Annotated in this window: 19 protein-coding genes and 1 riboswitch; of the genes, 7 read left to right on the top strand and 12 right to left on the bottom strand. The window is 53.8% G+C overall.

Annotation, left to right across the window (positions count from 1 at the left end; translation table 11 throughout):
- The 12 genes from tenA to RBH76_12845 form a co-directional block, all read right to left on the bottom strand.
- Positions 1–660: a thiaminase II gene (gene tenA / locus RBH76_12900; GenBank protein WMJ83615.1), complete on the bottom strand. Its 660-nt coding sequence runs from the start codon at positions 658–660 to the stop codon at positions 1–3.
- The gene (locus RBH76_12895) at positions 657–1,319 is read right to left on the bottom strand and encodes an HAD family phosphatase (GenBank protein ID WMJ83614.1); all 663 of its coding nucleotides are present in this window, start codon (positions 1,317–1,319) and stop codon (positions 657–659) included. Before RBH76_12895 ends, tenA begins: the two co-directional genes overlap by 4 nt.
- 3 nt (positions 1,320–1,322) lie before the next feature.
- Complete coding sequence (thiE, locus tag RBH76_12890) at positions 1,323–1,964, bottom strand: thiamine phosphate synthase (protein ID WMJ83613.1); 642 nt, start codon at positions 1,962–1,964, stop codon at positions 1,323–1,325.
- Complete coding sequence (gene thiM, locus RBH76_12885) at positions 1,951–2,766, bottom strand: hydroxyethylthiazole kinase (GenBank protein ID WMJ83612.1); 816 nt, start codon at positions 2,764–2,766, stop codon at positions 1,951–1,953. Before thiM ends, thiE begins: the two co-directional genes overlap by 14 nt.
- A gap of 10 nt (positions 2,767–2,776) precedes the next feature.
- Entirely contained in the window at positions 2,777–3,277 is a 501-nt protein-coding gene (gene thiW, locus RBH76_12880; protein WMJ83611.1) for an energy coupling factor transporter S component ThiW, read from the bottom strand.
- 22 nt (positions 3,278–3,299) lie between these two features.
- Positions 3,300–3,590 carry a thiamine-binding protein gene (locus RBH76_12875; GenBank protein ID WMJ83610.1) on the bottom strand — a complete coding sequence of 97 codons (291 nt, stop codon included), beginning with the start codon at positions 3,588–3,590 and terminating at the stop codon, positions 3,300–3,302.
- Positions 3,587–4,381 carry a bifunctional hydroxymethylpyrimidine kinase/phosphomethylpyrimidine kinase gene (gene thiD / locus RBH76_12870; GenBank protein WMJ83609.1) on the bottom strand — a complete coding sequence of 265 codons (795 nt, stop codon included), beginning with the start codon at positions 4,379–4,381 and terminating at the stop codon, positions 3,587–3,589. The genes RBH76_12875 and thiD overlap by 4 nt, the downstream gene beginning before the upstream one ends.
- 108 nt (positions 4,382–4,489) lie before the next feature.
- Positions 4,490–4,598: riboswitch (TPP riboswitch) on the bottom strand.
- 46 nt (positions 4,599–4,644) lie between these two features.
- Positions 4,645–5,028, bottom strand: a complete 384-nt coding sequence (locus RBH76_12865; protein ID WMJ83608.1) for a NusG domain II-containing protein — start codon at positions 5,026–5,028, stop codon at positions 4,645–4,647.
- An 81-nt stretch (positions 5,029–5,109) separates the two neighbouring features.
- Complete coding sequence (locus RBH76_12860) at positions 5,110–6,024, bottom strand: DMT family transporter (GenBank protein ID WMJ83607.1); 915 nt, start codon at positions 6,022–6,024, stop codon at positions 5,110–5,112.
- An 89-nt stretch (positions 6,025–6,113) separates the two neighbouring features.
- A complete protein-coding gene (locus RBH76_12855) occupies positions 6,114–7,817 on the bottom strand; it encodes a carbon starvation protein A (protein ID WMJ83606.1) in 1,704 nt (567 codons plus the stop codon).
- Between the two features lie 15 nt (positions 7,818–7,832).
- Positions 7,833–8,348: a hypothetical protein gene (locus RBH76_12850; protein WMJ83605.1), complete on the bottom strand. Its 516-nt coding sequence runs from the start codon at positions 8,346–8,348 to the stop codon at positions 7,833–7,835.
- 449 nt (positions 8,349–8,797) lie between these two features.
- Positions 8,798–10,870, bottom strand: a complete 2,073-nt coding sequence (locus tag RBH76_12845; GenBank protein WMJ83604.1) for a glutamine synthetase III — start codon at positions 10,868–10,870, stop codon at positions 8,798–8,800.
- A 446-nt stretch (positions 10,871–11,316) separates the two neighbouring features.
- Here RBH76_12845 and rimP point away from each other — a divergent pair, with 446 nt between their 5' ends.
- The 7 genes from rimP to RBH76_12810 all read left to right on the top strand — a co-directional run bounded on the left by rimP (position 11,317) and on the right by RBH76_12810 (position 17,678).
- Positions 11,317–11,814: a ribosome maturation factor RimP gene (gene rimP / locus RBH76_12840; protein ID WMJ83603.1), complete on the top strand. Its 498-nt coding sequence runs from the start codon at positions 11,317–11,319 to the stop codon at positions 11,812–11,814.
- On the top strand, positions 11,811–12,920 hold the full coding sequence (gene nusA / locus RBH76_12835; protein ID WMJ83602.1) for a transcription termination factor NusA: 1,110 nt from the start codon (positions 11,811–11,813) through the stop codon (positions 12,918–12,920). Before rimP ends, nusA begins: the two co-directional genes overlap by 4 nt.
- A gap of 32 nt (positions 12,921–12,952) precedes the next feature.
- Positions 12,953–13,225 carry a YlxR family protein gene (locus RBH76_12830; protein WMJ83601.1) on the top strand — a complete coding sequence of 91 codons (273 nt, stop codon included), beginning with the start codon at positions 12,953–12,955 and terminating at the stop codon, positions 13,223–13,225.
- On the top strand, positions 13,215–13,556 hold the full coding sequence (locus RBH76_12825) for a hypothetical protein (GenBank protein ID WMJ83600.1): 342 nt from the start codon (positions 13,215–13,217) through the stop codon (positions 13,554–13,556). The genes RBH76_12830 and RBH76_12825 overlap by 11 nt, the downstream gene beginning before the upstream one ends.
- Before the next feature lie 230 nt (positions 13,557–13,786).
- Positions 13,787–16,330, top strand: coding sequence for a translation initiation factor IF-2 (infB, locus tag RBH76_12820; protein ID WMJ83599.1), 2,544 nt, complete (start codon positions 13,787–13,789; stop codon positions 16,328–16,330).
- A 60-nt stretch (positions 16,331–16,390) separates the two neighbouring features.
- Complete coding sequence (gene rbfA / locus RBH76_12815) at positions 16,391–16,750, top strand: 30S ribosome-binding factor RbfA (GenBank protein ID WMJ83598.1); 360 nt, start codon at positions 16,391–16,393, stop codon at positions 16,748–16,750.
- Positions 16,740–17,678 carry a bifunctional oligoribonuclease/PAP phosphatase NrnA gene (locus tag RBH76_12810; protein ID WMJ83597.1) on the top strand — a complete coding sequence of 313 codons (939 nt, stop codon included), beginning with the start codon at positions 16,740–16,742 and terminating at the stop codon, positions 17,676–17,678. The genes rbfA and RBH76_12810 overlap by 11 nt, the downstream gene beginning before the upstream one ends.
- Positions 17,679–17,702 lie beyond the last annotated feature (24 nt).

Here is a 17,702-nt window from a genome sequence, read left to right as displayed (position 1 = left end):
CTAATCCTCCATCTTCCATGCCATATCCCAAAACTGCGCCTCGTGCCGGCTGCAATTGATAAACACCTCTTCGAGATAGGTCAGTTCTTCTTCGCTGCGCCCCTCGGCCAGCGTATTCATTAGCTCAATCAGCGCATTATTCTCTTCTTGATAGGCGTCTTGGCAATAGCCCGAAATCCACTCACCATAAAGCGGATGCGCCGCCGCACCCGAAATTTGATTCAAGCGCAGACCAATTTCGGCATAGCTCCACGAGCAGGCCAATATCGCCGCCGTGATGGCGGCCACATCGCCGGTAAAGCCCACCGACAGCATGTAGTTTGTGTAAGAGCTGTTCGCCAGTGCAGGCTTTGCTGTCTCGGCGTCCCGCTCATCGATGCCCAGACGCTTCATATAGGCTTTGTGGATGGTCATTTCGCCATTGAGTACAGCCTCCACACTTTTGGCGAAGCGGCACATATGTGCGGGTTTTTTTGCCTTTGCTACGCCAAGCGCGAAAACTTTGGCATACTCAAAAAGATAGATATAATCCTGAACCAGAAAAAAGCGAAAACGGTCAATGTTAAGGGTGCCGTCTCCGATACCTTTGACGAACGGGTGGGCGTGAAAACCCGCCCAGATCGATTCTGTGCTTTTATGTAAGCGGTCGGTGAAAGTCATACCGATACCTCCCCTGTCAGCGCCACAGCAGCTGCGGCGTAATCCGCGATGTATTCGTCGATAGTCAGCTTCAGGCGTTCCTGATGTCGTTCTGCCGAAGGGTCATAGACGCCAACGACGTAATAACCCGCTTGTTTCGCCGTTTCGGCGGCATAGGGAACGTCCTCATAAACGGCGATGTCGGCCGGTGCTGCGCCCAACCGCTCTGCCGCTGCGTGGTAAACCGCCGGGCTGGTCTTGCCCACGCCGATATCCTCACAGCTGACGATAAATTCAAAGTATTTGAGCAAATCCAGCCGCCCTAAACAGGTGCGCGCCAGCGCCTCGTCGGTGGCAGTCGCCACGCAGCAGCGCACGCCGGCGGCTTTGATAGCCTCAAGATATTGCGCAACATTTTCGCGCGGCTCGATGGCCGTCTCATACTGTGTGCGCATATAGCTGTTTAGCGCTTTGACAATTGCGTCGGTCTTACCTTTGACGCCCAGTGTCTTAAAATATTCCGCCGACTGCTGCAACGTCATCGGCGCAATGATTTTGCGCAGGTCGTCCGGCGGTGTGATACCACGGGAAAGAAGAAAATTCTTGCCCAGCCCGCGCCACGCTGGCATGGAGTCTATCAGTGTGCCATCCATATCAAAAATTGCAAAGTGTTTATTCATAGCCTAGCCGTTCACCACCTTCTCACTGAGCTTTCGCAGCTCGCGGGTGGCGGTGGCGACGTCCGGCTTTGCAAAAATAGCAGAAATGACCGCCACGCCGTCAATACCACTGCCCGCAAGCTGTAAGATGTTATGTTCGTTGATGCCGCCGATGGCCACAACCGGAATGCTGACTGCCGCGCAAATTTCGCGCAGACGTTCGACACTGATGGCCTGGGCATCCTTTTTTGTGGCTGTGCCAAACACCGCACCGACACCGATATAATCCGCACCGCTCTCCTCAGCACGTTTTGCCGTCTCCACCGTGTTGGCCGAGATGCCAAGAATCATGTCCGGCCCGACAAGCGCGCGGACATCACGCCCTACAATGTCCGACTGGCCAACGTGAACGCCATTTGCGCCGCATTTGACAGCAACCTCAATATTGTCATTTATCACAAACGGAACGTTATATTTTTGGGCGAGTGGCTTCATTTTGTTGGCTTCGGCCAGAAATGCGTCGTCAGACAAGCCCTTTTCGCGCAGCTGTAAAAAGGTCGCCCCGGCCGCCAGTACTTTTTCTACCACACTTTCAAGCGTTGCACCGTTTAACCAGGTGCGGTCGGTGACGGCGTAGAGCAACATCGTGCTTTTATCTATTTTCAATGCGTTGTCCTCCTTCTAACTGGTGGTCGGTGAGCAGGCTTACGGCATCAATCAGGTAGGTTCTAAACGACGCCGTCCCTGCGTGGTTGACCAGCATCTTTTCGCGTGCCAGCTCCCCACACAGCCCCATGGCTGAAACAGCCTCGAAGGTGGCAGTGTAGAGATCGTCGGGTTGTGCGCCCGCAAATGTTCCGATCAGCGCAGTGAGCATGCATCCGCTGCCGGTGATTTGAGCCATCTCGCCACAGCCGTTTGTTATGACGCAGGCGTGTTCGGCGTCGGCGATAATGTCCAACCGACCCGAAATGGCGATAACTGAGCCGGTGGCCTTGGCAAAATTCTTAGCCATCTTGCAGACAGCCTCGAGATTTTTTTCGGTGACGACGTCTTTTTCGCCCGCGTCGACGCCGCGGGTATCGGCATGACCGATCGCCAGCGACTTGATCTCTGAGATATTGCCGCGAATGACCGACAGCTTCAGTTCCTTTAATATCTGCGCACAGCTTTCGTTGCGCAGGCGGGAAGCCCCCGCCGCGACGGGGTCTAGCACAATCGGCTTACCCAGTGCGTTGGCGCGTCTTCCGGCAGCGATCATCGCGTCGATATCCCCCACCGTGCCAAGATTTAGAACCAGCGCAGAAGCGATGGATACAATCTCTTCGACCTCGCGGATGTCGTGCGCCATGGTCGGCGTACCGCCCGCAGCGAGGATGATGTTGGCGCAGTCGTTGACGGTGACAAAGTTGGTGATGCAGTGCACGAGTGGTTTTTTATCGCGTATGTTTTGTATGGTCTGTTTCATCGTGTGCCCCCTAGCGGTTGATATCGTCGAGCAGGCGCTGCAACATACCGGACCGCTTGAGCACACCGGGCACCAGCACCGCGAGAAACGCCCCCATCATCGAGGACGGTGTGTAGAACGGAATGTAATAAAACGGTGACTGAGCGTCAAGCCCGTACCACATTTTCATGAGCGGATAGGCAACCATCGCACTGATGATACCGGTTCCAATCACCTCGCCAACGACGGCGGCCCAGAGTTTTTTTGTCTTTTGGTAGAGCAGACCCGATAGGAAAGCGCCAAAAACAGCGCCTATCAACGCCTGAATGGTACGTCCGCTCATCATGCGCATGACACCGGTCAAAAATGCAGCGGCCAGGCCGTACCACGGCCCAAGAAAGACCGCAGCCAACACGTTGACAAAATGCTGAAACGGTGCCATCGACGGAAAATAAACAAAGGTACACAGCACAAAGCTTAGACAAGCGAACATTGCAGTGAGCACCATTTTTCGGATTTTAATTGCATTCATTTATTCATGCCTCGGTCCATTTTTATTGTTGATGCTTTTGGATCTTTTCGTCTATCGTCCAGACGCCATCAGGACTGTAACTGATTTTGACATAGCTCATGACGCTGGGTGCGCCTTCGCGAATGCATATGAGCGAACACTGTTTGACAATCTCCATCAGTTGATCATAGTCGCCCTCGATGGTGGTTTCAAAGGCCCCGACCACATAGTGCAGACCGCTGGACTTGATATAGGCAATCACGGCATCCACAATGCGGAGCGTCTCGTCGCCTTCCACCTTGGGCAGAACCTGAATCGCGACACTTGCGTTCACTGTGCCGCCTCCTTAATGTTAAAGCAGTGGTTTAAGGGACCGCTGCCCTGCCCTAAGTTCAGCATGGCAGATAAAGCGCCGGTGATGTAGTCCTTGGAACGTTTAAAAGCTTCCGGCAGCGGATGCCCCAACGCAAGGTTGCAGGCAATAGCGGAAGAAAGCGTGCAACCGGTGCCGTGGTTATTGGGGTTTGCCACACGCTCTGAGCGATACCAGTGCGACTCGCCCTGATAGAGCAGCAGGTCGTCGGCCGAATCAGACAGATGCCCGCCCTTGATGATGATGCCGCCCCCCAGTAGCTTTTCCATCGCTCTGGCGGCGCGTAGCATGTCGTCGGTGTTATGTACCGCAAAGCCGCAAAGGCATTCCGCCTCGGGGATGTTCGGAGTGATGACTGTCGCCATCGGCAACAGCTTGGTTTTAAGCGTATCGAGCGCACTGTCCGAGATCAGGCGGCTGCCACTGGTCGAGACCATAACCGGGTCGACCACGATGTTTTCCGCGCGGTAATCGCCAAGCTTTCTCGCAATCATCTCAATGATACCGGCATTGGAAACCATGCCGATCTTAACCGCGTCGGGGCGGATATCCTGAAAGATGCAGTCGAGCTGCTGCGCGACAAACTCAGGTGTCGCTTCCATCACGCCGTAAACCCCCGTGGTGTTTTGAGCAGTTAGCGCTGTGATGGCGCTCATGGCGTAAACGCCGTGCGCCGTCATCGTCTTGATGTCGGCCTGAATTCCGGCGCCGCCACTGCAGTCTGAGCCCGCAATGGTGAGAACCTTTTTCATATAATTCATTCCTTTCTTTCTGGGCAAGCGGTGACGGCATTAAAAAAAGGCATCCCTTTCTGGGATACCTTTTTCATCATCTTATCGAGCGAAAACTCCACTCTAAAAAATTTTGATTGCACCGCATCCCTACGTTGGCATTATCCAAATCAGGTAAGGTCGAGGGGTTATGCCCCTCCTCTCAGCCTTCCAAAAGAAAGCTCCCTTGCAATGTTCATGGTAGCACTTTCCGCGTCGGTTGTCAAACATATCCGCACCGGTGTTTATCCGGGCAGGTCAGCCGTCGGAACAACCATCACCGAAACCTTGTTGGGCATACAGACGGCAATATCCATATCGCGCCAGAGCCACCCTGCATGCACGCAGATCTGGTCCGGGCAGGTGGAAGATTTAAAATGAATTTCATGCTCTTTGACCTCCAGCACCACACCCACACCGAATAACGCGTCGAGGTCAATGTCATAAGGTTCGACGTCTTTAGAAAGATCAACAGTACAAACCTCGATACCATCAATTGACACGACGGCGCTCACAGCCGGTTGCTTCGGCTGAAGCTGCTGATAGATCAAAAATCCAACGGAGGCCAGCACCATCAATGCAATAATCACTACTGCAACAAACTGTGCTTTAGATGCCGGTCGCTTCATATCATACGCCCTTTCTGGCTTTTGATTTTGGTTGTGTTGAACTTAATGATAATATAAACCCGATTCACCGTCAAGAACAGCTTATAATTGCCGCTCAGCGTTGACAGCCGAAAGCTGTTGCTCCGTCTTTTTATCAAAAACGGTAAGCAGCACCACTGAGGCGATAATTAGTACCGACCCCAGCGCGGTTTTTAAACCAAACGGTTCACCAAAAGCTATGATTCCGACTACGATTCCAGTAATCGGCTCAGAAGTGCTAAGTATTGCAGCGCGCTGCGGCCCGACAATCGCCGCGCCCATTTGAAACAGCACCACCGCCCCCACCATAATAACTATGGAAAAGAACAAGCACAACGCCCAGCCCAAAAAAGATTTGGGCAACGTTAGACCACCGGCTAGCGTGACACAGGGTCCTAGTAAGAAAAAACAGCTGACTGCCATACCAAATCCAATTTTAAAGGGATGTTCATTCCCCAACCCGCTTTTATCAAGATAGACGATGTAAGCCGCATAGGTAATGCCCGAGGCAATCGCCAATGCCATACCAAAAAACTGCGCATTTTCTCCGGGCGTATAGAAAAACAACATGCCGATGCTGCCAAGCAGCACAGAGCAACCCTTGACCAGGCCGATTTTGTCATGAAAAAATACAGCGCAGCCCAACAGCACAAAAACAGGATAAACGAAATGCAGCGTTGTCGCCGTGCCTGAGGATATGTAGTTGTAGGAAGAAAACAATAGAGCAGGGGTCAAAACCGTCCCATAAAGACCGAGCAACGCGATGCGTTTAAGCGCCCCCTCTTTAGCGGGTCGTATATTGATCTTTTTAATACGCAACAGCAGATAAAGCACCGGAATCGCCAAAACATTTCTCAACAAAACTAGGCTGATGGCATTGACACCCTCAGCGTAAATATTTTTGGCCATCAGGGGCATGCACCCGAAAATAATCGCCGATAAAATAACGTAAAGGCACCCCTTTAAATAACCGTTCATAAAAGCTCATTCCTTATCTGAACATAATAAAAGACGCCGCTCATGCAGCGTCTTTTATTCTATACTAATTCAGAGTAATTAACAACAGGTTACTTGCTAGATTTAGCGGGCTTTTTGCTATTGAGGGTCTTGACACCTTCGATAGTGAGGTCAACCGCCAAAATGACCAGCAAAGCGGCAAAGAAAACCTGCAGGCCTTCGGCGCCGATGGAGCCATTGCCGGCTGCGAGTACGCCAATCTTGGTTTTAAGGGTAAGCAGTAGCGAGCTGATGGTGGCGCAGAGCATGAATCCCATCGGGAACAGGAACATTTTGTTGTTCTTGCCGATGTTGCCCAGCCAAGCAGCGGCAGCTAACAGAGCCAGCGCAGCAAGCAGCTGATTAGCAGCGCCGAACAACGGCCAGATCTTGGTGTAACCACCGGATGCCATTGCGCCGCCGATAGCGACAGTGATTGCGGTGGCAACGTAGGGATTAGCGAAAAACTTCTTATAGCCAGTCAGTGTTGCAGGGTCCTCGCCCTCAGCGATGAAGAATTCCTGGAACATGTAACGGGCCAGGCGCGTCGCGGTATCTAACGAAGTTAAGCAGAAAGCTGAAACCGCCAGAATAATGGTGGAATAAGCGATTTCACGGGAAGCCGGACCCGCGACAACTTCAAGCATGGAAGCAATACCGGTTGCGAAAATTGCAGGAGGAGAACCGGTGGGAAATGCGCCATCTTTAAAGAGAACACCTACACAGATCAGTGCAATAATAGCCAGTGCGCACTCGATGAGCATGCCGCCGTAGCCGATCAGCTTGGCGTCGGTCTCTCTATCGAGCTGCTTGGACGTTGTACCGGAGCCGACTAGGCTGTGGAAACCCGAAATAGCGCCGCAGGCCACAGTGATGAACAGCGTCGGGAAGAGATAGCCGCTGGCATAACCCTTGACGCCGCCTACCATGAAGCCATTGAAAGCCGGTAGGGCGATCGGGGGATGCGCAACCAGAATGCCGAGAACGGCGGCAATCATCATGCCGTAAAGCAAGAAAGAGTTTAAGTAGTCACGCGGCTGGAGTAGAATCCAGACCGGGGTGACAGAAGCGACAAAAATATAAGCAAGAACGATTCCAAGCCAAACGTTACCAGCAAGATAAATGGGTAATTTATACCCGATATACATACAGGCGAGAATCCCAGCAACACCAATAGCGGTTGAAATTCCAAGCGGCGCATTTCTGCGATAAACCATTGCACCAAAAACGATGGAAATCACGATAAACAGCATTGAAGTGGAGGCTGTACGGCCATTAGGCGTGTTAAGCGCACCATCTGCACTGAAGCCTGCAAAGGTGCTGACCACGATGCTGGCAAACGCGGCAACAACCAGAAGCAGCGTCAGGTACGAGAATATCAGGAACAGTTTTTTTGCCTTTGCGCCGACGTTCACTTCAATGACGTGACCAATCGACTTGCCCTGATGGCGGATAGAAGCGACCAGTGCCGAAAAGTCCTGAACCGCACCAAAGAAAATGCCGCCGATCAGGATCCACAGCAGAACCGGAACCCAACCGAAGATAGCGGCCTGAATCGGTCCGTTGATGGGGCCCGCGCCCGCGATAGAAGCAAAGTGATGTCCGAGAAGCACAGGAGACTTGGCGGGGACATAATCCTTTCCATCCGTCAATGTGTGGGCCGGGGTTACCTTTTTGGGGTCAATTCCCCACTGCTTGCTAAGCCAGCTGCCATATGTAACATAGCCCGCAAACAACACCGCGATACCAATTACCAGAATAACCAGTGAGTTCATGTGTTTTCTCCTCTCTTATTTGGGTTGCAAATTGCGTTCGAGCGTCGCCCGAACGTCCCTTCCTGCAGGGTTTGAAAAAACCTGCCCCGCCGAAAGGTCTATTGCCGCAATGCGAAACTCCATCCAGCCATGGAGTGCAAGCCAAAAACTTTTGCGGAACCTGATTTTGCAAAGCGCCTTTTGCGCTTCTGGGTCAATCGAATCCGCGATGATCGCCAGCGACACATAGGAACGCATATGTTCACTGTGCGGTTTTATCAGTGCGAGACCGGCGTCTCGAGCCGCTTTGTACAGGGCTTCCAACCTATTCACGTCGAGATGATCAACCACAGCGAAATAGACGTACTCGTTCATTTCGATGGACCATATCTTTGCAGATTTAACCAGAATGTATTTGCCCGATCTGGAATGGTACTGCGCCAGCGCTGCAAAGGTCACGTCTCCGGCTGTAACGTCGCGCTGAATATCAAAATAATTGGTGTAGGCACTCAGCAGCGTATCAAGTTTGGTCAGTCTGTCTTCTGTCGTCATTTTTCTATTCCTTATAAAAATCTGTGATAAAAAGGCACACAGCCCAACGGATATACAATTTCCAGTTTTCTATCGGCCTTATTATATACCTTTTACTTCGAGTTGTTAATAGACTTTCTTAAAATTATGGCATAATTATTAAAATTTGTTTCATTTTCAGACTATCCCACAACAAAGCCATTCAAGTATAGATCATTTTACACAATAAATTTTCATTTTTATCCCCATCAAATTACTGGGTGTTTTGACATAATTAGACTTTTTTTGTAAGTTACAGCGATAAATAGCTCCAAATTAAGCAGTGACAAGGCGCGATGATAATCTGCGTTAACCCCGTTTCTATCAAAGACCGTCCCATAAAAAAGAGGCGGCAAAAGCCGCCCCAGAGTTTCGATAAAGTAAATTTTATAAAGCATCGCTTTAACAAGCGATTGGGTTTTGCAGCCCATTTAAACGCGGTGCATCAGATCGGTGTAGGTCGGCATCGGCCAGCAGGTCTTATCCATCATCCGCTCGACAAAATCCGACACTTCGCGAATGTTCTGCATATCCTTCTGAATTACGTCGCGGATATAAAGGGTCGCACGCTCGTGGCTTTCGTCGGGTAGCGCCAAAACGTTGTCGCGCAGCTTTTGGGTGCGCTGCGTCAGTTTGCTGATCGAGTCGGACAGCGTTTCGATATAATTAAACAGCTCGGCGTTGTCAAGCCCAACGGAACGCAGCTGCCGCAGGCTCTCGGCGGTTTTTCCGGTGTAGGCGATCACTGCCGGCAACACCTCGCGCTGCATCATCTCCAGCAGCGTGTTGGCTTCAATCAGCGTAATTTTGCTGTAGTTTTCCAGCATGATTTCATGGCGCGAGCTGCACTCGACCGGCGAGAAGATGCCAAAGCGCCCGAACAGGTCAACGGTGTCCGGCTGCTTCCAGACGGCAGCGGCGTCCAGCGCGTTGGAGAGTATCGGCAAGCCGCGTCGAGCAGCTTCAATCTTCCAGTCCTCAGAATAATTGTTGCCGTTCATGATGATGCGGCCGTGATTGACATAGGTCTCGCAGGCGATCTCACGCACGGTCTTATCGATGTCGGTGCTGTTTTCAAGCCGGTTCGCAAAGGCGTCGAGGCTGTCACAAATCATGGCGTTTAACACGATGTTGGCCAATGCAATCGACTGTGCCGAGCCGACCATACGGAACTCAAACTTATTGCCGGTGAAGGCGAAGGGTGAGGTGCGGTTGCGGTCGGCGTCGTCAGCCAGTACGCTGGGGATGGTGTTGACGCCCACCGACACCGGGCGTACGTGCGCGCCGGTATCGTCGCGGCTGCACGCGGCCAGCAGATTGGTATAACGCTCGCCCAAAAACATCGAGATAATGGCTGGCGGGGCCTCAAAACCGCCTAAGCGGTGGTCGTTGCCCGGCGTCGCGGTCGAAAGGCGAAGCTGCGCCGCATAGCGGTCCGCCCCGCGCACAAAAGCAGCAAGAAACAGGATAAATGTCAGGTTGTTCTCAGGATGCTCGCCGGGGGACAGCAGATTCTTTCCTTTATCGGTACAAAGCGAATAGTTATTGTGCTTGCCCGAGCCGTTTACGCGGGCAAACGGCTTTTCATGAAGCAGGCAGGCCAGGTTGTGGCGCTTGGCGATCTCCTTCATGGTCTCCATGATCAGTTGGTTAGTGTCGCAGGTGACGTTGGCCGAATCATATACCGTCGCCAACTCGTGCTGAGTGGGCGCCACCTCGTTGTGCTTGGTCTTGGCGGCCACACCAAGCTCCCAAAGTCTTTCGTCCAGCTCGTGCATGAACGACGAAATGCGCAGCCGCACACGGCCGAAATAGTGGTCATCAAGCTCCTGGCTTTTTGGGGGCGGCGCGCCGATGAGCGTTCTGCCGCAGAGCTTTAAATCGAGGCGCTGCTCGTAACGCTCGCGGTCGACGAGGAAATATTCCTGCTCGGCACCGACCATCGTGATGACACGCGTGGTTTCTGTGTCACCCAGAAGCCGAAGAATGCGAACCGCCTGAGTTGACAGCGCTTCCATCGAGCGCAGCAGCGGCGTTTTTTGGTCGAGCGAAATGCCACTCGGCCCACAAAATGCCGTGGGGATATAAAGTGTTTTATCCTTGACAAACACCGAGGAAGTCGGATCCCACGCCGTATAGCCTCTGGCCTCGAAGGTGTTTCGAATGCCACCCGAGGGAAAGGACGACGCGTCCGGCTCGCCCTGCACCAGCGCACGTGAGCTGAATTCCAAAATAGCGGTGCCGTCGCCGCAAGGCTCTAAAAAGCCCTCACTCTTGCCGGCGGCAGCGTTGGTCAGCGGCTGAAACCAGTGCAGATAATGGGTCGCCCCCTGCTCAACCGCCCATTTGAGCATGGCTTCGGCCACCGGACCTGCAATGCTTTCGTCAAGCTTTCCGCCTTCTTTTCGCGTTTTACGCAAGCTCAAAAACACCTCGGCGGGCAGCATGCGCTCCATGATTTCGTCATGAAACACGTGAATTCCGAATCTCTCCTGAATAGTCATCTTTTCCTCTCCCAGCTTTCCTGTTAAACAATTAGCATTATTGCCCATTAAATATGATAAGGTATATAGTAGCATTTGGCAGCTGCTTTTTCAAGAAGAACCGCGCCACAGCGGGTATAATAAAATCATATGCCGCTGCTCAAAGAACAGACAGCTTACCGAAAAAAGCAAAACGGGCAATTTGCGCCTGTTTTGTCGCCAACGAGTAAACAATTTGGCACACCTTGTGCGCTTTAGCGTGAAAATCGACACGCAGGTTATTGAAAAACAGATGCCTTTAGTAACTTTTTAAAAATTAAACCCACTTAAAACCCTTATATTGGAACATTTCTATTTTTCCCTTGCCAATTTATAAAGAATGTGCTATTGTATTTTTAGTAAGAATGAAGTATTGACAGGAGAGTGGGTAATAACCCGCTCTTTTGTTTATGTATAGGGGGTTAACTATGGCAAAAGCTAAACAAAACACCGCGCAGACAGCGGAAAAGCTGGCCCAGCCGGTGCTGTTGCAAATGGGCTTGCGGCTGTGGGACGTCCGCTTTGAAAAAGAGGGCGGCGCATGGTTTCTGCGCTATTTTATCGACAAAGATGGCGGGGTTGACATCAATGACTGCGAGCAGTTCTCGCGTTTCATCGACCCCATTCTCGATGCAGCGGATCCTATTGACGGTTCCTACAGTCTGGAAGTTTCTTCCCCCGGCATCGAACGTGAGCTGACAAAGCCGTGGCATTTTGAAGAGAACATCGGGCGGCCGGTTACAGCGCGGCTTATTCGCGCGCGCAACGGTCTGCGCGAAATTGCAGGTACGCTCGTTTCGTATCACGAAGGCACTGCGGTCATCCGCGAGACCGAAAGCGAAACCGAGCAAACCGTCGCCAAGGGCGAAGCGGCCTATATCCGCTTGCAGGACGATTTTGATTACAGCAAAGGAGCAGGACAATGATTAACCGTGAGTTTTTCGAGGCACTGTCGCTTCTCGAAAAGGAAAAGGGTATTCCCGTTGCATACATGGTGGAAAAGATTAAAAATGCCGTTTCCATTGCTGTAAAGCGCGACGCCAATGGCGGAGAGGACAACATTGTGGAGATAGACCCGGTGACCGCACGCTTTTTTGTCGCTGTGCGCAAGCAGGTGGTCGCAGAGGTGGAGGATCCCGCCATCGAGATCGGCGTAGGCGCAGCCCAGGGTGTTAAAAGCAACGCTAAAATCGGCGATATCATTGAAATTCCGCTTGAGCCCAAGCAGTTCGGTCGCATCGCGGCCATGAGCGCCAAGCATGTTATCCGCCAAGGTATCAGAGAAGCCGAACGTGGACAGCTGTTGGCAGAATACCAATCCAAGCAGCGCGACATCGTCACCGCAACCGTCATCAGAACCGACCCCAAGCGCGGTAGCGTGACGGTCGAGATCGGCCACAGCGAAGCGGTGCTGCCCAAGGCCGAGCAGGTGCCGGGCGAAGAGTATAAAGACGGCAGCCGCATCAAGGTCTATGTCTCGGATGTTATCAACAGCGAGAAGGGTCCCAAGATCATGATCTCGCGCATTCATCCCGGCCTGATCAAGCGTTTGTTCGAGATGAACATCCCCGAAGTTTACGACGGCACCGTCGAGATCAAGGCCATCTCACGCGAGGCCGGCACCCGCTCCAAGGTGGCTGTCTCCTCCCGCGACGACAATGTCGACGCCGTGGGCGCTTGCATCGGCCCGAAGGGCGCGCGTGTGAATACCATCGTCGACGAGCTCGGCGGTGAAAAGATAGATGTTATTCGTTATTCTGAAGACCCTGCGGAGTTTGTTGCCGCAGCGCTTTCTCCGGCCAACGTCCTCTCGGTGGAAATCGACCCCGAGGAGGCAAAAACCTGCCGCGTGACGGTGCCCGACCACCAGCTTTCGCTGGCTATCGGTAACAAGGGCCACAACGCCCGCTTGGCAGCACGTCTGACCGGCTGGAAAATTGACATCCGCCCCGAAAGCGGATTCTTCGGCGAGGATGAAGCCCCTGCCCCCAATATTGAGGATGCAGCTGACACCGAGGAAACTGAGGATTAATTTGTATCGCGTGCTATCGGAGGTGAAATGGAATGAAGCAGAAAAAAATACCGCTGCGCATGTGCTCGGGTTGCGGTGAACATAAACCGAAAAAAGAGCTGGTGCGGGTGGTCAAAAGCCCCGAAGGCGAGATTTCGCTCGACCTTTCGGGCAGGAAGCCTGGTCGCGGCGCCTATATCTGTCCTGCACTTGAATGCCTGCAAAAGACACGAAAGGCGCGCAGACTGGAACGGGCTTTTTCTTGCCAGATTCCGGACGCCGTTTACGACGCGATGGAAAAGGAGCTGGCTGACAGTGAAGAGTAATCTGCTAGGGCTTCTGGGCATCTGCCGCAAGGCCGGAAAGTTAAAGCTTGGCTTTGACCCTGCAGCCGCAAGTTTAGGACGCGACGCGCAGCTTTTGCTGTTCACCGCCGATATTTCGCCTAAAACGAGAATGCGCATGCTCAAGAAAGCGGAAGGTCTCTCGGTCAAGTCGTTGGATATGGCCGAAACTTCCGACGCGGTGTATTACGCCATCGGAAAGCGTGTCGCCGTCATGGCGGTTACCGACAAGGGACTGGCGGAACGTGCGGCCGCACTGCACAACACCGGACAGCACGCAACTCAACACAGCGATGATGCCGTCAGCGGCTAAAAACTGTCGCACAAGCGCCAACACCCATTCGTTTTAAACGAGGCACGGGGGAACAATACACGCAAGGGCATTCAAAGACCGGCAGTACCGATAACGGGTAGCCGTCTTTATATTAAAAAAATTAAGCTTTTGCATACGGTGCGCATGTCGTACCGAATCACCCGCCCGCAGGCGGTTCTCAGCCTGCAGGACGCCGCAAGCTGAGAACTACACGAGGAGGATTCTAATTTATGATGGACAAATACCGCGTACATGAGGTGGCTAAGGATTTAGGAGTATCGAACAAGGATATCCTTGCGCTTTTAGGTCAATATTATCCTGATGAGAACCGTAAATATATGACGGCGCTCTCGGATGCCGAGTTGAATCTGGTGTTCGACCACTACACCCAGAAAAATAACGCGAAGAGCCTTGACAATTATTTTGCGCTGGCACAGCAGCGGAAAGCACAGGCCGCCGCGCCTGCAGCGCCCGCCGCACCCGCAACGCCTGCGACACCTGCCGCAGTTGCATCAACAGCCCCGCAGCAGCAAAGGGCCGCCGCGCCCGCGCCTGCACAGGGTCAGAACCGCCCTGCGCAGCAGCATAATAACCATAACAGTAATAATAACAATAACCGTCAGGGTCGCCCCGCACAGCAGCAGCGCCCGCACAACGGCCAGCAGCGCCCTGCACAACAACGTCCCGCACAACAACGTCCCGCACAGCAGCGTCCTGCACAGCCGCGTCCTGCACAGCCGCAACAGCCCCATGCACAGCAAGTGCAGCAGACACAGCAGACGGCTTCTAACCGTGTTGAACGTCCCGCTTCGCGCCATGTCGATATGCGCTCGGCTCAGGTGAACCTCGATAAATATAACGAGCGTTATGAGCAGATTGCGCCCTCAAACATCGCCGCGAAAACCAAAGGCCCCACGAAGCAGAAGTTCACCGGCCGCCAGCAGCGCGGCAAGCCAGCGCGTTCGCGTTATGAGAAGGAAGCAGAAAAAATGCGCCGCTTGGAGCTTGAGCGCCAGAGACGCCAGAAGCTGGAGGTCTCGCTGCCGGATGAGCTCACCGTCGGTGAGTTGGCACTGCGCTTAAAGGTTCAGGCTGCTGAAATTGTCAAGCGCCTGATGGGCATTGGCGTCATGGCGTCGGTTTCTCAGGTTATCGACTATGACACCGCCGCATTGATCGCCATGGAAATTGGCGCGAAGGTCGAGCGCGAGGTGGTCGTCACCATTGAGGATCGCCTGTTTGACGAGACCGAGGATGTTGAGGATAACCTCTCTCCCCGCTGCCCCGTCGTCGTTGTCATGGGCCACGTCGACCACGGCAAAACGTCGCTGCTCGACGCCATCCGTAAAACGAATGTCACCTCGGCTGAAGCGGGCGGCATTACGCAGCACATCGGCGCCTATCAGGTTGAAATCAACGGTAGCCCCATCACATTTTTGGATACCCCGGGACACGCGGCCTTCACCTCAATGCGTGCCCGCGGTGCGCAGGTGACCGATATTGCCGTGCTGGTGGTCGCCTCTGACGACGGCATCATGCCGCAGACGGTCGAGGCCATCAACCACGCAAAAGCGGCCGGTGTTTCGATCATCGTCGCCATCAATAAAATCGACAAGCCCACCGCCAACCCTGAAAAGGTCAAGCAGGAGCTGACCGAGTACGAGCTGGTTCCCGAAGAGTGGGGCGGTGATGTCATCTGCGTCCCCGTTTCCGCCAAGGCCGGCACAGGCATCGACAACCTGCTTGAAATGATTCTACTCGTCGCCGAGACACAGGAACTGACCGCCAACCCCGACCGCTTTGCCAAGGGTACCGTTATCGAAGCCAAGCTCGACAAGGGCCGCGGCCCTGTCGCTACCGTGTTGGTGCAAAACGGCACGCTGAAAACTGGCGATATGGTCATTGCGGGTACCGCTTTGGGCCGTGTGCGCGTCATGACCAACGACAGGGGCGAGCGCATTGACGTCGCCGGCCCCTCGACCCCCGTCGAGATCACCGGCCTTTCGGAGGTGCCGACCGCAGGCGATATTCTCAACGCAGTTGAGGATGAGAAGCTCGCCAAGGAGCTGGTCGACAAGCGCCGCCACGATGCGAAGGAAGAGCAGTTCAAGGCCTATCAAAAGGTCACGTTGGATAATCTCTTCAGCCAGATTTCCGAGGGCGAAATGAAGGAGCTGCCCATCATCGTCAAGGCCGACGTCGACGGCTCGGTCGAAGCGGTGAAGCAGTCGCTTCAAAAGCTCTCGAACGAAGAGGTCAAAGTACGCGTCATCCATGGTGCTGTCGGCGCTATCAGCGAGTCGGACGTCATGCTGGCCAACGCTTCGAACGCCATCATCATCGGCTTTAACGTGCGTCCCGAGCCTTCGGCGAAAATTTCCGCCGAGCGTGAAGACGTCGACCTGCGGCTCTACCGCGTCATCTACGACGCCATCAACGACGTTACTGATGCCCTCAAGGGCATGCTAACGCCCAAGATCCGCGAAAAGGATCTCGGACGTGCCGAGGTGCGCCAGGTTTATAAGATTTCGTCGGTCGGCACCGTTTCAGGCTGCTACGTGCTGGAAGGCAAGATCAACCGCAACGCGCTGATTCGTGTCGTGCGCGACGGCATCATCATCGCAGACGACAAGCTTGACAGCCTCAAGCGTTTCAAGGATGACGTCAAGGAAGTCGCCACCGGCTACGAGTGCGGCATGACACTGACCAAATTCGCCGATATCAAGGTCGGCGACGTATTTGAAGCCTACGAAATGGAGGAATACCGCGACTAAATCACGCCGCGGCTCCACCAAAATATATTGATTATGATTGTTTGAAAGGAGGCGTTTTTTATGCCATCCTACCGCGCCGCAAGAACCCACGAAGACGTTCAGCGTGAGCTTTCGGCCATTCTGCGCGAGATGAAGGATCCGCGCATTTCGGGCGGCATGCTTTCGATTGTCAAAACTGACCTTTCCAGCGACCTTTCGGTCTGCCGAGTCTATGTCAGTTCCCTGCAGGGGCAGGAAGCCGCAGAGACGGCTGTCAAGGCTTTAAAAAGCGCTGCCGGTTTTCTGCGCCGCGAGCTGGGGCACCGCCTACAGCTGCGGCATACGCCAGAGTTGCGTTTCATAGCGGACAGCTCGATTGAACACTCAGCCGACATCGCCAAAATCCTCAATGACTTGGAGGAAAAGAAGCGTGAAAGTTGATGCCCGCCGCTGTGCCGAGCTATTTTTACAGCAGGACGATATCCGCATACTCTGCCACCGCGACCCCGACGGCGACACCTTTGGCAGCGCCATGGCGCTTTATGATGCGCTGACCAACTTAGGCAAACGCGCTTTTATCGAATGTCGCAGTCCTTTTCCGGCTAACCTGATGTTCTTGGCACGCGAGACACCCGCCTTTGAACCGAAGTTCACGGTGGCGATTGATATCGCCGCCCCTTCGATGATCGGCGACCCGCCCGAGAGCCGACCGGAGGTCGATCTTTGCATCGACCATCACCCCACTAACCCGCTCTATGCTAAAGAGACGTTTTTGCCCAATTATGCCGCCACCGGCGAGGCGATCTATGAGGTACTCGGCGAAATGGGGGTTTTAATAACCCCCTACGCCGCTACCGCGCTGTTCGTGGCCATGTCGTCTGACACCGGCGGTTTTCGTTATTCCAACACCACGCCTAAAACGCTGCGCATTGCTGCCGACCTGATGGACAAGGGCGCTGACTTTAATCGCATTCGCGTCGCCCTTTTTGAGTCGAAGTCGCGCGGGCAGGTGCAGGTGGAATCGGCCGCGCTTGCCGCCGTGCGCTATTATGCGGGTGGACGGATTGCGGTCATCGTTATCACGCTCGACATGCTGGAAAGGGCAGGCACTGACGAGTCGGAGCTTGAGGGCATCGCCGCTAAGCCGCTGACCATAAACGGCGTCGACATCGGCATCACCCTAAAGGAGCGCGACGACGGTTCGGTACGCGTTTCAATGCGCTCGAGCGACAAGGCAAACGTCTCAGAGATTTGCAGCGCATTTGAGGGTGGCGGACATATCCGCGCCGCGGGCTGCCGCATTTGGGATCGTCTCGAAAACGCTGAGGCCATGCTGGTTGCCGCCTGCGAAAAGGCGCTGCAGTCTTAAAACGCAAAGCTTTTCCCAGGGAGG

Source organism: Oscillospiraceae bacterium MB24-C1, from assembly GCA_030913685.1.
Lineage (GTDB): Bacteria > Bacillota > Clostridia > Oscillospirales > Ruminococcaceae > Yanshouia.
Note: the sequence above shows the minus strand (reverse complement) of the source record. Positions and strands in the feature narration are given on the sequence as shown.